The sequence below is a fragment of the Companilactobacillus nantensis DSM 16982 genome, from assembly GCF_001435815.1.
Lineage (GTDB): Bacteria > Bacillota > Bacilli > Lactobacillales > Lactobacillaceae > Companilactobacillus > Companilactobacillus nantensis.
The window spans coordinates 1-16,597 of sequence record NZ_AZFV01000030.1 but is presented as its reverse complement, the minus strand read 5'-3'; the positions used below and the strand labels follow the sequence as shown (position 1 = coordinate 16,597).

Sequence of the window (16,597 nt, the reverse complement as noted above, 5' to 3'; positions counted from 1 at the left end):
ATTCATTAAGAATCTTAAGTTTTTCTATGCCAAGTAGCGGAAATATAACTGTTTTTCGATAAATTTCCAGATACAATTACAAAACCTTTACGATTAATAACACGTTAAATAATCGGTAGTTAGAATTACTTTGTTATCTTATTTGAGAAGAATCCCCTATCTGTACGCCATCTAGGTCTTATTGAACGTAAATTCGCCTCCTTTAGTTTTGTGAGTTTTTACACTACCACTGAAATTTTACAATAAAAAAAACCGCTATTCAGCGATTTTCTATAATTTTGAACTTAACTTAACATCTGGATACTTATTGGCAAACCAGTTTTCAGCAAAGCGATTTTCAAACAAGAACAATGGCTTGTCATCCAAATCTTTCACTAGCATATTTCTAGTTGAAGACATTGATTGATCCAACTGTTCAGGGTCGACCCAACGGGCAATTCTTGAACCAATTGGCTTCATAACAACATCACAGTTATATTCATTTTTCATTCTAAATTGGAAGACTTCAAATTGAAGTTGACCAACAGCACCCAAGATATAGTCGTTTGTTGTGTACTTCTTGTATAATTGAACGGCACCTTCTTGAACTAGTTGTTGCATACCTTTATGGAATGATTTTTGTTTCATAACGTTCTTAGCTTGAACTTCCATGAACATTTCAGGAGTAAATTGTGGTAAGTCTTCGAATTGAACTGATTTTTTACCTTCGTAAATTGTATCGCCAATTTGGAAGTTACCAGTATCGTACAAACCAACAATATCACCAGCAACGGCAGTTTTAACTGACTCTCTTTGGTCAGACATAAATTCAGTCGCATTGTTCAGACGCATTACTTTACCAGTTCTTTGTAAAGTAACGTCCATACCACGAACAAATTCACCAGAACAAATACGGACGAAAGCAATTCTATCACGGTGATTAGGGTTCATATTAGCTTGAATCTTGAAGACGAAAGCTGAAAATTGTGGATCATCAGGCTTAACAACTTCATCGCTATCTTTTTCTTTGTGTTCAGCAGGTGCTGGAGCCATATCCAAGAATGTATTCAAGAATGTTTCCACACCAAAGTTTGTCAAAGCTGAACCGAAGAAGACAGGTGTTTGGTTACCAGCCATGATTTTGTCCAAATCAAACTTATTACCCGCTTCTTTAATCAAATCAACTTCACCAAGAGCTTGTTCATAGACACCCTCTTCTTCAATTGGATTAGATTCTGCCAATTGACCTTCATCGTTCAATGGCAAGAAACGGTCATCGCCATCTTTACGGTAAAGTTCCAAACGGTTATTACTAATATCGTAAAGGCCTTTCAATTCCTTACCCATACCAATAGGCCAGTTCATCGCACAACCTTCGATATTAAGTAATTCTTCCAATTCAGCAATCAAATCAAGTGGATCACGACCATCACGGTCCAACTTGTTCATGAATGTGAAAATAGGAATTCCACGTTTTTTAACAACTTTAAATAATTTCTTAGTTTGTGGTTCAATACCTTTAGCAGAATCAATTACCATGACAGCCGCATCAACAGCCATTAAAGTCCGATAAGTATCTTCAGAGAAATCTTCGTGTCCTGGAGTATCCAAGATATTGATATCCTTATCGTGATAGTGGAATTGCATTACAGAACTGGTAACAGAAATACCACGTTTCTTTTCAATTTCCATCCAGTCAGATGTTGCAAATTGACCAGATTTTTTAGCCTTAACAGTACCAGCAGAACGAATAACTCCACCGAAATAAAGCATTTGTTCAGTAATAGTTGTTTTACCAGCATCCGGGTGAGAGATGATAGCAAAAGTTCTACGCTTGTTTACTTCTTGTTCTAATTGTTTTTGATCCATATTAGTTCAGTATAAAACTTGCTGTTTTATACTTTTCTCCTTTTATATATAAGTCACTTAGATATTTATTAAATCTAGGATTAATACTTCAATTAAATTATGAATAAATCATATTTGATATCTGAAATTACTACTTTACTATTCTAATACACAATTTAGAAAACACGAAAGTATATTAGAAATAAGCTCAACTTTAACTACCAGATAAAAACATTTTTTAAACAACAATGTCAGGCATTCCTTATAAATTAAGGGATTGCCTGACTTTTTGTTTTATTAACTATTTGTATTTATCCTTGTACATGTTAGTTGTAACGTTCTTGATTTTACTATCAGGGACGGTCACGATAACATTTTCAATTCTAGAACCGTTCAGTTCACCTGACGTAATAACTGTGCCATCCTTTAAAGTAAATGACTTCGGATGTTTAGGATCTGGTATTTCTCCAATATTCATAATCAAATAACCGGCAATCGTATCAACATCTTCAACATGAATTTCTTCTTCAAAGAGTTCATCGAAATCTTCTATTGTCATTAAACCAACAACTGAGAATTTATTAGCACCAAGTCTTTGGAAGTTCTTCGTAACAGGATCATACTCGTCGTCAATCTCCCCAACAATCTCTTCCAATATGTCTTCAATCGTTGCTAATCCAACAATACCACCATACTCATCAACAACCATGGCAATTTGAGTTTGCGTACTACGCATTTTTAGCAACAAGCCATCAATATTAGTTGCTTCAGGAACAAACAATGGTTCTTTCATAATAGCTTTCAAGCTAACATTTTCAAACCCGATTTCACGAGAGCGTTTTAATAAATCTTTAATATGAATAATTCCAATGACGTTATCTTTGTCGCCACCGTAAACTGGAATTCGAGAATATGGTTGTCCCAAAATTGCATCAATGTTTTCATCCACTGGATCATTGATATCCAACATGAAAGTATCAGTTCTGGGAACCATAATTTCACGTGCAGTTTTATCACCAAAACGGATAATCCCTTGTAACATTTGGTATTCATCTGGATTAATTGTTCCGTTATTACGCGATTGCTTCAATGTAGCAATCATTTCATTTCGCGTAATTGGTTCGTCTTTTTTACTGAAATCAATCGGTGTAATTTTCATCAACAAATTGATTGTTGAATCTAACAACCAAACAAATGGTTTCAAAAACCAACCGAACAAACTAATCATTGGTTGCGTAAAACTGGCCACTTGATATGGGCGTTGTAACGCTATCCTCTTGGGATACAATTCCCCTAAAACTAAAGTAATAAACGACAAAATTATCGTTATGATTACTATTGAAACTTCCCGGCTACCAGGAAAATCACCAATCAATTTTTCCATCCCAACACTCAGCGTTGTAGCGGCACTGGCAGATGATAAGAACCCTGCTAATGTAATCGCTACTTGAATTGTCGATAGAAATTTATTTGGTTCATTGATCATTTGGAGAATTTTCTTAGCTCCACGGCTACCATTTTTAGCCTTTTCCTCAACGGACGTCTTATTAACAGAAACAATCGCCATCTCGCCTGCTGCAAAAAAAGCATTTAATATTGTCAAAACAATTATTAAAATCAGCTGCCCGGAAAGCGACGCTCCAGAAGAGTCACCACTCATTTAACTCGCACTCTCTTTCATATGTAAAATGTAAATTCTGCCTTCAAGCACAAATATTTCCACCTGCCGAAATAAGCACGTGGAAATATCAGTCCCCTTAGCTGTTATCTTTCACCTTAACCTTAATATCAAAAAGTTAAGTATAAACAAAACAATTATAACAGGTGTTTAACCATTCAACAATAAAGGTAACATGTTTATTTACCAACCTTCATCGCAATTTTATTCAATAAGAAATTACGTACAATTTATTTAGTATGATATATATTTTTTATCTCTAGAGACAATAAATGCAGCTGCCCTAACCCAACACCTTAGCCTTTGGGTGGGAGTAATGGAGGTCAGCAGTGACAGTGGAGTTAGTGCTTTAGCACTTACTCCACAGGACGTATTTTGAGACTTGCGGTTTGTGCAAGACTCAAAATCGAGGTGCGAGACCTTGGCTCGCGCCGGTCCCACAGCAGACCTCCATTACTCCCACCCGAAGGCGGCATCCCTCGAATCTTCAACCCATTAATGATAGAATAAACATATCAGTATATAGGGAGTATTTTAAAATGTCTAACAAAAAAATTGCTGTGATCTACCTGTTCTTTTTCATCATCCCTTACATTCTTTGTTTATCAATTATTGGGGTCTCATACAATTCGCTCGTACTTCACGCCCTAACTTGGCGAATCATTGTCGGTGGTATCGTTGGTGCCTTTGGTATGTTTGCGGTTAAGGTTATTGCACAGCGACCTGTTTTAATTATGTATCGTAGCTCAACTCAAAAAGTTTTAAAAGAGCTACTTAACTTCTTTATTTTGGAAAGAAGTCGCTTAGTTATTGGGGCTAACCTAGTAGTCGATTTTATTTTATCAGTCACTAGTATTTACTTAGTTGCAAAGTTTTTGCCACTAACAATTATCTTAGGTAGAACCTTGGGCTGGTTGGTTTTGCTCCTAGTTATTTCACTAACATTAGCTTCATATTTGGAATTTGAATCATTATCAATTTACACAGAAAAGAAAAAATAGTGCTTGACTTATCAAATTAATCATTGTAAATTTGAGACAACTTAATTGTAGGAGGAATTAGACATGTTGAATTTTAATCAAAAACAAGCTAAATCATGTTGTTGTGTAGTAATGAATGAACATTACTATACTTTTTCAACATGCCTAATACCACTCAATTGATAATCAAGTAGTGCAAACTAAAAACTATCAAGCGGAGTTGACATTAGTCAGCCCCGCTTTTTTGTGTTCTTAGACTACTTAGAAAGGAGTTACTTGTGGAACAAATCAAAATTGGAATCTTAAATTTAATGCAAAACAAAGTCGAAACAATGCACAACTTTCAAACAGCTCTTGGCGAACAAGTTGATCTTAAATTTTACTATTCAGCTACCCGCTATGTTGACCGAAAGCTTGATACAAACATTACCGACAACATGTCACCATTAGACTTAAGTGAAATATCTGACCTTGATGGTTTTATTATTACCGGGAGCCCAGTTGAAAAATTAGATTTTCCTCAAGTTTCATACTCTGATGAAATCAATGAGCTGATCGATTTACTCGACCAATTAAACATCCCACAATTATATGTCTGTTGGGGCGCCATGGCCGCTCTGAATCGTTTATATGACATTGATAAAAAAATATTACCTCACAAAGTTTTTGGCATTTTTCAAAACCAAATTTTAACTGAAACACCACTCTTAAATAATGTTTCTGACAATTTCCCAGCACCACATGCTCGTTACGCTGAAATGAACCATGAACAACTAGCTAACAGCCCCGATTTAACAATTGAAGCTATTAGCGAAAATGGTTTATTGACGTTAGTTGAAGCTAATCACAAACATCAAGCGTTTATCTTCTCCCATTTGGAATATCAACGAAATGGCTTGGATACAGAATATCAACGTGAACTAAATAGTAGCAAAGTCAAATATCCACGACCCGCAGTCAACTACTACTAACCTTTGGATCAGCGCCCCATGTTTGCTTGGCAACCAACTCAGAACACTTTTTACAGTAATTGGATTCAAACAGTTCGTGAACATAAATTAACTACTTGCTAAGGAGAGATTTATTATGACAATTGCACAAAATATTACTGAACTTATTGGCAACACACCACTCGTTAAATTAAATAACGTCGTTCCAGAAAATGCTGCTGACGTCTATGTTAAACTAGAATTTTTCAATCCTGGTAGTTCCATTAAAGACCGGATTGCCTTATCAATGATTGAAGCTGCTGAAAAAGCTGGCAAAATCAAACCTGGCGACACTTTGGTTGAACCAACTTCTGGTAACACTGGTATTGGTTTATCACTCGTCGCTGCTGCTAAAGGTTATCACTTAATCATTACCATGCCTGAAACAATGAGTATCGAACGTCGCAAATTAATGCAAGGTTACGGCACTGAATTGATCTTGACACCTGGTAAGGGTGGTATGAAAGCTGCCATCCAAAAAGCAACTGATTTGGCTAAGGAAAATGGTTACTTCATGCCAATGCAATTCCAAAACCCAGCTAACCCTGCTATTCATGAAGCAACCACTGGTAAAGAAATCGTTGAAGCATTTGGTGATACTCCAGTCGATAGTTTTGTTGCCGGTGTCGGAACTGGTGGTACCCTTTCTGGTGTTAGTCACGCATTAACTAAAGCTTATCCAGATGTAAAAATCTACGCTTTGGAAGCAGCCGAGTCTCCTCTATTGAAGGAAGGCAAAACTGGTGCTCACAAGATTCAAGGTATCAGTGCTGGTTTTATTCCGGACACACTCGATAAAAATGCTTATTCAGATATTATAGAAGTAACAAGTGATCAAGCTATTGCGATGGCACGAGAAGTTAGTCGTAAGGAAGGTTTCTTACCAGGTATTTCTTCCGGAGCCAATATATTTGGTGCCATTGAAATCGCTAAACAACTTGGTAAGGGAAAAACAGTCGTAACTGTTGCTCCCGATAACGGCGAAAGATATCTTTCAACTGATTTATTTAAGTTTTAGGAGACATATTCTTTTTAACAGGCTTTAATTTATGAGAAAATAGAAAATGATGATTTTTTTACTATACAGGGGGATTTATTAAAATGAAAAAGCGCATTGCTTTAATATTAACTACAATCGTAGCCTTAGTCTTGGTACTAACTGGCTGCTCAAGCAACAAGACTGCCAGTGATACAAAGACTGACGGCACTTTGACAATTGGACTTGAGGGAACTTATGCTCCTTATTCTTACCGTGAGGGTGGAGATCTAAAAGGATTTGAAGTTGAACTTGGTAAAGACATTGCTAAGAAACTTGATTTGAAAGCTAAGTTTGTCCCAACAAAGTGGGATTCACTAATTGCTGGTTTGAACTCAAACACATTTGACGTTGTTTTGAACAACGTGGCTGAAAATCCATCACGTCTAAAGCACTACATCTTCTCAACACCTTACATTTACTCAAAATCAGTTATTATCACAAAACCTGGTTCAGGTATCAACTCAGTTAATGATATTAAAGGTAAGAAAATTTCTGCCGGTACTGGTACTGATAACTACAATCACGCTGAAAAATTTGGTGCTACGGTAGTTCCAGCTGCTGATTTCCAAACTGATATGCAAATGATTGATCAAGGACGTGTGGCTGGTGCCATTAACTCTAAAGAAGCCTTTCTATATTGGAAGAAGAGCCATAAGAATACTGATTTGAAATACATTACTATTCCAGATAACAAACTTGCAGCATCTAAGATTGCTCCAATTTACAACAAGAAATCAACTCACCTACGCGGTCGTGTAAACAAAGCTATCAAAGAACTTTATAAAGACGGCACAATGAAGAAACTTTCAATTAAGTACTTCGGTGAAGACATTACTAAAAAATAATTTTTAAACTAATTGAGGGGGTTTTAACTTCATGTGGCACACTATCATTACGTCGCTACCAGCAATGATTTCTGCAATGTTGCAGTTCACCATTCCGCTGGCGATAATTTCATTTATTTTTGGCTTGATTTTAGCCGTTTTAACAGCATTAATTAAATTTATTAAACCGAGTGAAAACAAAGTAATCAAATATCCTTGGCTTGTCCTTCGCGCAATTGCCGACTTTTATGTTTGGTTATTCCGTTCAACTCCATTGCTAGTTCAATTGTTCATCATCTTCTTTGGTCTTCCAAGTGCTGGCATTCAACTTTCACCATTCATTGCGGCCGTAATTGGCTTCTCATTGAATACTGGAGCCTATGCTTCAGAAACAATCCGTTCAGCTTTGATGTCAGTTCCACAAGATCAATGGGATGCAGCTTTCACATTGAACTTCACGACTAAACAAACTTTAATGAAGATTGTGTTACCACAGGCTGTTAGAATCGCTTTACCACCACTATCTAACTCATTTATTGGTTTGGTGAAGGATACATCTTTGGCCAGTTCAATTACGATTTTGGAAATGTTCCAAGTCAGTCAACAAATGACCGCTAAGAACTTCCAACCACTCTTGATGTACTCATTAGCTGCTTTCCTATATGCTATCGTCTGCTCGTTGTTGACATTATTACAACACTATCTCGAACGCAGAACTTCAAAATATGTTAAAGGAAGTGAAGCCTAATGATTTCATTAAAGAATGTCGTTAAGAAATATGAGGGTAAGGAAGTTTTAAAGAATTTATCCGTTGACTTCCCTGATGGCAAAACAACCGTTATCTTAGGACCTTCTGGTTCTGGTAAATCAACATTGTTACGGTCACTTGATTTATTAGTTAGACCTGAAAGTGGAACAATCAGTTTTTCTGATATCAGTCTTGATTATGCTGAACCAATCACGAAGAAGAAGAGCTTTGATATTCGTAAAAAAACTAGTATGGTTTTCCAAAATTGGAATCTCTTCCCTAACTTAACTGTTTTGCAAAACATTACAACTGCACCAGAAACTGTTCTCAAAACTCCTAAAAAGGAAACTGAAGAACATGCGCGCCAACTATTATCTCAAGTTGGTTTAGGAGAATACGCTGACCGTTACCCTAGTCAACTATCAGGTGGTCAGCAACAACGTATTTCCATCTGTCGTGCATTAGCTATGCGACCTGATTATATTTTGTTAGATGAACCAACCAGTGCGCTTGATCCTGAGCTAGAAACTCAAGTCTTATTGATTCTTGAAGAATTAAGTAAGATGGATCAATCAATGATTATTGTGACTCACAACATGCAGTTTGCTCGTTCAGTCGCTGATAAAATCGTCTTCGTTGAAGATGGAAACATCCTCTTCGATGGCGCTCCAGATGAGTTTTTCAATCATCCTACAACTAGAATTAAGGATTTTCTATCTGGAATTACATTTGATGATAGTCAATTAAAGAAGTAAAACCTCAAAAAGCTCTGATTATTAATTTAATCAGGGCTTTTTTTTGAGGTTAATTAAATATGCCGCCTCCAGGAACAAGAAATTTAGGTCGCTGTGGGGACCGCCGAAAGCCAAGGTCTTTCGGCTCGATTTTGAACTTCGCAAAATACGCGAATTTCAAAACTCGTCCCGTGGTGTAAGTGCTAAAGCACTAACGCCACCTTCACAGCGACCTAAATTCTTGTTCCTTCCGGCTAGTTTATTCGTTGGTTTTTTATACAGAGATTTGAACATTAAATAAAATTGTATATTTAGAATTGCTGAATTATCAGTGTTTAAAGACTATTTGGAAACTGTCACATGAGTATTCTTTCTCAAATGATTAACATGAACATTCAAAAAACATAACTGTTTTGAACCTATTTTGTTTTAATAATACAGACCGAAAACATTGATTAATGTATGTAACTAACTACCATTGCTATCAAAATTTAGATTAATAGCTATATAATACCAATACACTAGCCTTTGGGAGCAAGAAACTTTGGCAGCAGTGCAGGTGACGTTGGTGCTTTAGCACCTACATCACGGGACGAGTTTTGAAACTTGCGAACNTGGCAGCAGTGCAGGTGACGTTGGTGCTTTAGCACCTACATCACGGGACGAGTTTTGAAACTTGCGAACTGTGCGAGGTTCAAAATCGAGGTTGGAGACCGCCCCTTGGCTCCAACCGGTCCCCACAGCGCCAAAGTTTTCTTGCTCCCAAAGGCGGCACCTACCAATAAAAAAAATCCAGCCAACTTTTTAACGTTGACTGGATCTCTTTGTATTGATTAAAACAAATAATAAAACTATTACTGCCATTGGCAACAACAAGCGAACCATATCATATAGCAGATTGAACCCCACTAATCCTACTATCATTGCCGCTAGAAAGTGCCAAAAGCCTAACTCTTCTCGAAAATCTGTTACCATCTGTTGAACTGAATTGTTTGTACGAACGAGAATTACTAAAAATAATACGAGCCACAATGTGTAACCCATCATGGTTAATGGTTGCGTTAATTTGAGGATAAATGTTACCGCAATTAGTCCATATGTCACCATACCTTTAGCATCCCTTAATCTCAGACGTACATCACTAGTTAACATCAAGGCAGTGAGGAGAAGAATATTTGATACTACATTAATTATATTCACAATAATTCCCCTTCATTGAAATCATGTTTTCTAGTATAACAAGAAATCAGTTACTTAGGATTGGTTATTTAAAAAACTTAATTATTTTGTATAACCTCTTCAAAATTAAACTTGCCATCATCAAAAGTTAGTTTTACAATCGCACAATTATGTAAGCTAACCTTTTCACGGATAACCTCTATATCTAGCCATTTCAACAAAAAGGCGTAGATTGCTCCTCCATGGCTGACAGCTAGCACATTTTGATTCGATTTAATTTGTTCCATAATTTCTGTTAAAGTCTTGTTCATGCGGTCTTGAACTTGATAATCAGACTCGCCTTGAAATTGGACGAAAAAGTCACCATATGAATTACGTCCTGGTTGATTGTGTGGATTGAGAAACTCTGGCTGACCTTCAAAGACCCCAAAGTTCCATTCTTTTAATCCTTTCAATCGTTGATAAGGTTGCTTGGTAATTAGCTCTAAAGTATCTGAGGCCCGCTCTTGGGTTGATGAATACACATAATCAAAACTAATGCCTGCACTTTCAAATACGCACTAGCTTTCTTAGCAGATTCAATTCCTTCTGATGTCAAAGGTGAATCACAGGCACCTTGAATCAAATGAAGCTGGTTGAACAAAGTCTGTCCGTGCCGCATTAAATACAATGTTTTAACCATTTTTTTACCTCATTAATTTCAAAATATTATTGCTATAAATATCTTCTTTAATATCAGGTGCCACTTGCATATCGTCAATTGCTTGTATAACCTCGTTTGTGGCTCCACTAGGCATAACTGCAAATGGTGCATCGGTTCCAAAAAGGACGTGACTTGGACCAAAATAATCCACTGCTAATTCGAGTGCCTTGGGATTACCTAAGATAGCGGTATCAACGTAAAACTTTTGAAAATCTGAAGCCTCCTGTGCAGACATCGTATACTTAATTCTGCCAGCAAAAAACGGAACCACTGCTCCAGCATGATGGACAATAATTTTAAGATTAGGGTATTTTTCAAAATAGCCTGCTTTAACGATTTGATACATAGCTTGTGTCAGTTCATATTCCCAACTGAAAGTTATATTATTATCAGGCTTTCTTTCATCAAATACGGGATGCAAGAAAATTGGCAAATCTAGTTTGGACGTCTCTGCAAAAACAGGTTCAAATGCCTTGTCAGCAATCGACTTCCCCAATGCTCTCGTAAACAATTGCACACCGACAAAATTCTTTACGACTTGTTGATCTATGATTTCGATGGCTTTAGATAAATTGTTCATTGGTACCATCGCCACAGCAGCTTCAAAAATATCTGCATTATCTTGGACTAACTTTAATAGTTCGTCATTGCCAAGCTCACATAAATCAGCGGCCTTATCCCCAAAAAAATAATCCTCGGGATTCAAATTAACATTCGAGATTATTTGTTTAACACCAGCTGGATAATTCTCACGGCGAATTTTTAAGTCAGTTAAAGCTGGAATTTGTAAAAAAGCATTTTTCTCAATAATATCAGGTACTTCTGCTTGAATCGCTTTTAATAACCCGACTGGTAATGTATGGGCAAAGGCATCAATTTTCATAAGTTTATTCCTCACTTATTCCTACAAAATATTTGGGACGATACCTTAAGTATGCGACTAAATTTGCTACTTGTATAATGCTCATTTTGAATTGAATAACATGTGAAAATGGTATAACCCTAAGGCAGATTTATCTTCCATCTAAAAAATTATTAATATTATTTCGAAATTTCTGCATGTGTTTGTTGTAATAAATCAAAACCAACAAAAACGGACTGATTATTCCAAACCAATTTTGAGAATCAAAAATATCCCTACCATGTGTCAAGACTGTCCCAACAATTAAGACTATGTATGTTAATAGTTGATTATGTTGCATACCCCAACCGTGTTTCCGTAAATTCAAATAAAGAATTATTATAAAACAAATATTTATCACAAACTGTCCTAGTGGATAATACGCATTCCCAATGGTCATAGTTGCCCCCCCTGATTGTGTTTTCTACATCAAAGATAACAAATCTATGTATTTTTCTTATTAATTTAATGTAAAGAAATCAAAAAAAGACCACCCGAGGGCAGTCTTAGTCAGGATATAGCAATCCTAATGGTGTGACAGTTCTTTATATCTTTGCATCCAAAGATCAACATAGGCCTGAGAAAATGGTCCTTTGCCCTTATCGATCCAATCAATTAAAACGTCGACATTATCATGTAAAATCGTATCTATTTCAGGTGGATAATTCCACATTTTACTGTGCGCAGCATATTCGTCCACGTCCAGCAGTCTTTTTTCCCCATCCGGAAAAACCTTAACATCTAAATCGTAATCAATATATTTGATGGCCTCTTTGTCTAAAGCATATGGTGTCGCAAGATTGCAGTAATAAGATACACCACTATCTCTTATCATAGTAATAATGTTGAACCAATATTTCTTATGAAAATAGACTAGTGCGGGCTCTCTTGTTACCCAACGACGTCCATCTGCTTCTGTGACAAGAGTATTCTCATTACAACCAATAATTTCGTTTTCACTTGTCTTTAACACCATTGTTTCACGCCAAGTACGATGTAAATGACCATCATGCTTATAACTCTGGATTGCTACGTAATCCCCTTCTCTAGGAATCTGCATAACTTACCAGCTTTCTATAAAACCTAATTCTTATCCAAAAAAAGTATACCAGAGCTGTGAAACTAATAAAAGCTATCGCGATTATTTTTATTGGGGCCGCCTCCAGGAGCAAGAAAATTTTGGTCGCTATGGGGACCAAATTTTCTTGCTCCTTCCGGCTAGTTTATTCGTTGTTTTTAAGTAATCTTTTAATCCAATTACTAAAAAAATCTCCAATAATCCAATACGATTACAGAGATTTTTTAATTCAAAAAATTATATTAAAAAAACTATTCTTCTTCAGAACTCAAAACTTTCTTAATTTCATCAAAATGATAACCCTTAGTCATTAAATAATTGATTAATTTAGCTGGCTTATCATAACGATGTTGAACTTTACTGACTAACTTGCGCAATTTCTCCAACTCTTCATCTTCATCTGGTTCTAACTCCAAATTCTTAATCGTTGCTTCAATGATTTCATTATCAAATCCCTTTTGGTACAAGCTTGAACGGAGTTTCGTTACCATTTGTTTAAAAGATGCTCGGTTTTGTTTTCTAACTTGTTTCTTCGCAAAATCAATCGCATTTTCCAACAAAGTATCATAGTCAATTTCAACGATTGCATCTTGAATGATATTATTTGGCACACCTTTTTGAACCATCTTTTGTTCGATAATTTTCGGACCATTAGCGGTTGTTCGCAATTGTGTATTGATAAAACTTTTAGCATATGAAGCATCGTCTAAGTAATGCAATTTTTCTAAGCGGCTGACAACTTCATCAACCGCATCCCGATGATATTCCTTCTTATATAGGTAGTCCTTAATTTCCTTTTGCGTCCGTAATTGATAACTCAAATAATTAACAGCATCTCCATAGGCCTTGTTAATATTTTCAGAATCCTGAATTTCTTTGATATTTTCATCAGTTAATTCAACGTCATTCATCAATCTAAAATCAATCAAAGTTTGTTCGGCCACTGGAAAAGCGTACTTACCATCAAGGAAGATATTATAGCGTCCTTTTCGTTTCTGTGCCTGAATTTTTGTAATTTTAGCCATTATATCCTGCCTCTCTATTTGTTAATATGTCTGATTAATGTGGGCTAGTTAAAAATAATTAAAACATATTGCCTAAACTAATTAACTAGTCGGAGGGAGCAAGAAAGTTAGGTCGCTGTGCAGGTGGCGTTAGAACTTTAGCTCTTACACCACGGGACGACTTTTGAGACTTGCGGTTTATGCAAGGCTCAAAATCGAGACGAAAGACCTTGGCTTTCGTCGGTCCCCATAGCGGCCTAACTTTCTTGCTCCTGGAGACGGCATCTCCGTGTTATACTCTTATATGAGTTTATCGCAAAAACATTCAAAGGAAAAATTTATGCCTACAAATAACATTACGCAAGAATTAAAAGTCGGTGACCGCTTTCCGTTAACTATTAAACGTATCGGAATCAACGGTGAAGGAATTGGTTTCTTCAAACACGTTATCGTCTTTGTACCAAAAGCTGTTCCAGAAGATATTATCGTCTGTGAATTAACGGATGTTCACGAACGTTTCTTAAATGGTCGCATTCACAAAATCAGAAAACCTAGTCGTTTCAGAAATCCTGACACTCCTGAACTGGCTGCAGAAGTTGGTGGACTAGAATTTGCCCACATCAACTACAAGGATCAACTACACTTCAAATCAAATATTCTTCGTGAATCATTGGAAAAATATAAACCATACGCTCACGAAAAATATATGATCAAACCAACTGTTAGTTCAGTTCAACAAGAAAAATATCGTAACAAAGCTCAATTCCCAATTCAAGAAATTGATGGTGAAATCCGTTGTGGACTCTACAAGACTGGTACCCAAGAACTAGTTGATCTCACAGAGATGCCAACCCAAATGGACTTAACAATGTCTGCCATGCGCAAAATTGTTCAAATGATCAAGGACTTGAAGATTCCTGTTTTCAATCCTGAAAATAAATCAGGTATCTTAAGCATGATTGTTATTCGTGAATCAGTTGAATTTAACCAACTACAAGTTACTTTCATCACTCGTTCACCTAAGTTCATCAAGGAACATCAATTAATCGAACGTATTCAAAAAGAAATTCCTGAAGTTAGTTCAATCTCACAAAACATCAATAAAGAAGATAAAGCTGGTGTTTGGGGCGACGAGACAAAGTTACTTTGGGGCGATGAATATCTCCAAGAAGATATCAATGGCTACACATTTAACTTTTCACCACGTGCTTTCCTACAATTGAATTCATTACAAACAGATAAGTTGTACGATTTAGTTGGCCAAGCACTTGAACCTAATCAACGCGATGTCCTCTTAGATGCTTATTGTGGAGTTGGTACAATCGGTATCACTATGGCTGACAAAGTTAAACAAATTTATGGTATCGAAATCATCCCTGAAGCGATTGAAGATGCCAAAGAAAATGCTAAGTTAAATGATGTTGATAACGCTGAATATTACGTTGGTTCGGCTGACGTTATTTATCCACAACTGTTAGAAGATGGCAAAACAGTCAATGCAGTGGTTGTTGATCCTCCACGTACAGGTTTGGATAATAAACTGATTGCTGCATTAAACCGTAATCCAGTTAACAAACTAGTGTATGTTTCATGTAACCCATCAACTTTAGCTAAAGATTTAGTTACTTTAACTAAAGAATACCGTGTCATTTACTTACAACCAGTCGATATGTTCCCACAAACACCACATGTTGAAACAATCGTTAAATTAGTTAGAAGATAATCAAAAATGCTTAGGAGATATAATTCTCTTAAGCATTTTTTATACTGTCGTTTTCATTGAATATTCGTTGGATTTTTTGGTTTATACCAATATCTTTAAATCTAAAAGTTAGCTATACTATATAAATCATAATAGTAATAAGGAGATTATCTATGACTTTTTGGATAAAGTTAATGGAAATACTTAGATATTGGAAATCCAATATTACTGAAATGTCCACTTCATTTAAGAATTTCCAATCACGTGTAAAATACTATAGTAGCGAGTTAACAGATACAATAAAATTTATAATTAAAACCGTTTTAACATTAACGGTAATATATTTTATTCTTTTATTTATCACCTCTAAAATTTTTTATGATGACAAAGAAGTATATTTATTCATGAGGTTATTGATTCGTATACTTGTAACTATTCCATTTTTGCTTATATTAATAAACATGGGTGAAGATGGTACTTTAAAATCCTTTGGGAGAAAAATATTATTTACCATTGGTTTCATAGATGACCCCAGTCACCCCGTTTATCCCACGCCAATCCAAAACTCTCATAAACAAAAGATTAACATTTCTTTAAAAAAAAAATTTATTACCCTTTTAATTAGTTTGAAATCGAAAATCAAAATTCTCTGGCCAAGTATAAAGGATATTTTTGAGATAATATTTTGGATTATCTTTATATTAGAAATTATTTTCTTTATTCTTGTTACCTTCTTTTCAAATTTCTTCGCATTTGATGATAATATTTACACATTATCAGGGATTACTATGCTAATACTTTTTTTCATACCTATTCCAATTTTAATACTAAAGTATGCGACCAAATCATATTCAAAATCATTAATTAGAGCAATTGCATTTATCCTTGGAAACAAATAGTACCTTTTAATACATAATACTAAACTTGTAAAACTCTTATTAATCCTGCTGGCTAGAGAATACTCATTAATCGAAAAGATGAACTATTTAAATAATCCGGGTTTAACTGCGTTCCTAATTTTCTTAACACTCATTTTCATAAATGCCATAAAAGATGAATTATGCACCTAAAAAAACTAAAAAGCCTCTTAGCAAATCAACTATTCTTGCAACGCTATTCATGATGGATGATTAGTAAATTACGGCAACATTGGGAATATTCCTTGTTATGGTAATATATTAATCAACGAAAAGGGGCTGTGACAAAAGTCC

15 protein-coding genes and 1 pseudogene are annotated in these 16,597 nt (G+C 35.6%); 8 read left to right on the top strand and 8 right to left on the bottom strand.

The genetic code is table 11. The features are described from left to right. Positions 1-270: 270 nt before the first annotated feature. Positions 271-1,848, bottom strand: coding sequence for a peptide chain release factor 3 (locus FD31_RS11385; RefSeq protein WP_057892904.1), 1,578 nt, complete (start codon positions 1,846-1,848; stop codon positions 271-273). 280 nt (positions 1,849-2,128) lie between these two features. Next, a complete protein-coding gene (locus FD31_RS11380; RefSeq protein ID WP_057892903.1) occupies positions 2,129-3,487 on the bottom strand; it encodes a hemolysin family protein in 1,359 nt (452 codons plus the stop codon). Between the two features lie 557 nt (positions 3,488-4,044). On the opposite strand from FD31_RS11380, the gene FD31_RS11375 reads away from it, so the two are divergent. The 6 genes from FD31_RS11375 (at position 4,045) to FD31_RS11350 (ending at position 8,840) form a co-directional block, all read left to right on the top strand. Continuing rightward, the gene (locus FD31_RS11375; RefSeq protein WP_057892902.1) at positions 4,045-4,506 is read left to right on the top strand and encodes a hypothetical protein; all 462 of its coding nucleotides are present in this window, start codon (positions 4,045-4,047) and stop codon (positions 4,504-4,506) included. A gap of 257 nt (positions 4,507-4,763) precedes the next feature. Further along, the gene (locus FD31_RS11370) at positions 4,764-5,456 is read left to right on the top strand and encodes a homoserine O-acetyltransferase/O-succinyltransferase family protein (RefSeq protein WP_235805359.1); all 693 of its coding nucleotides are present in this window, start codon (positions 4,764-4,766) and stop codon (positions 5,454-5,456) included. Positions 5,457-5,568: 112 nt separating this feature from the next. Continuing rightward, entirely contained in the window at positions 5,569-6,492 is a 924-nt protein-coding gene (cysK, locus tag FD31_RS11365) for a cysteine synthase A (RefSeq protein WP_057892901.1), read from the top strand. 83 nt (positions 6,493-6,575) lie between these two features. After that, a complete protein-coding gene (locus tag FD31_RS11360) occupies positions 6,576-7,358 on the top strand; it encodes a transporter substrate-binding domain-containing protein (RefSeq protein ID WP_057892900.1) in 783 nt (260 codons plus the stop codon). Between the two features lie 31 nt (positions 7,359-7,389). Beyond that, the gene (locus tag FD31_RS11355; RefSeq protein ID WP_057892899.1) at positions 7,390-8,085 is read left to right on the top strand and encodes an amino acid ABC transporter permease; all 696 of its coding nucleotides are present in this window, start codon (positions 7,390-7,392) and stop codon (positions 8,083-8,085) included. Continuing rightward, positions 8,085-8,840, top strand: coding sequence for an amino acid ABC transporter ATP-binding protein (locus tag FD31_RS11350; protein WP_057892898.1), 756 nt, complete (start codon positions 8,085-8,087; stop codon positions 8,838-8,840). The genes FD31_RS11355 and FD31_RS11350 overlap by 1 nt, the downstream gene beginning before the upstream one ends. Positions 8,841-9,623: 783 nt before the next feature. On the opposite strand, the gene FD31_RS11345 is transcribed toward FD31_RS11350, so the two are convergent. The 6 genes and pseudogenes from FD31_RS11345 to recX form a co-directional block, all read right to left on the bottom strand. Further along, positions 9,624-10,019, bottom strand: coding sequence for a hypothetical protein (locus tag FD31_RS11345; RefSeq protein WP_057892897.1), 396 nt, complete (start codon positions 10,017-10,019; stop codon positions 9,624-9,626). 77 nt (positions 10,020-10,096) lie between these two features. Beyond that, positions 10,097-10,680, bottom strand: a pseudogene (locus FD31_RS11340) (histidine phosphatase family protein). A 4-nt stretch (positions 10,681-10,684) separates the two neighbouring features. Further along, a complete protein-coding gene (locus FD31_RS11335; protein ID WP_057892896.1) occupies positions 10,685-11,584 on the bottom strand; it encodes an amidohydrolase family protein in 900 nt (299 codons plus the stop codon). 130 nt (positions 11,585-11,714) lie between these two features. Beyond that, entirely contained in the window at positions 11,715-12,002 is a 288-nt protein-coding gene (locus FD31_RS11330; RefSeq protein WP_057892895.1) for a hypothetical protein, read from the bottom strand. 126 nt (positions 12,003-12,128) lie between these two features. Next, the gene (gene ntdP, locus FD31_RS11325; RefSeq protein WP_057892894.1) at positions 12,129-12,662 is read right to left on the bottom strand and encodes a nucleoside tri-diphosphate phosphatase; all 534 of its coding nucleotides are present in this window, start codon (positions 12,660-12,662) and stop codon (positions 12,129-12,131) included. A 269-nt stretch (positions 12,663-12,931) separates the two neighbouring features. Beyond that, positions 12,932-13,705: a recombination regulator RecX gene (gene recX / locus FD31_RS11320; RefSeq protein WP_057892893.1), complete on the bottom strand. Its 774-nt coding sequence runs from the start codon at positions 13,703-13,705 to the stop codon at positions 12,932-12,934. 319 nt (positions 13,706-14,024) lie between these two features. On the opposite strand from recX, the gene rlmD reads away from it, so the two are divergent. Next, positions 14,025-15,407, top strand: a complete 1,383-nt coding sequence (gene rlmD, locus FD31_RS11315; protein WP_057892920.1) for a 23S rRNA (uracil(1939)-C(5))-methyltransferase RlmD — start codon at positions 14,025-14,027, stop codon at positions 15,405-15,407. Between the two features lie 152 nt (positions 15,408-15,559). After that, entirely contained in the window at positions 15,560-16,285 is a 726-nt protein-coding gene (locus tag FD31_RS11310) for a hypothetical protein (RefSeq protein WP_057892892.1), read from the top strand. Positions 16,286-16,597: the final 312 nt, after the last annotated feature.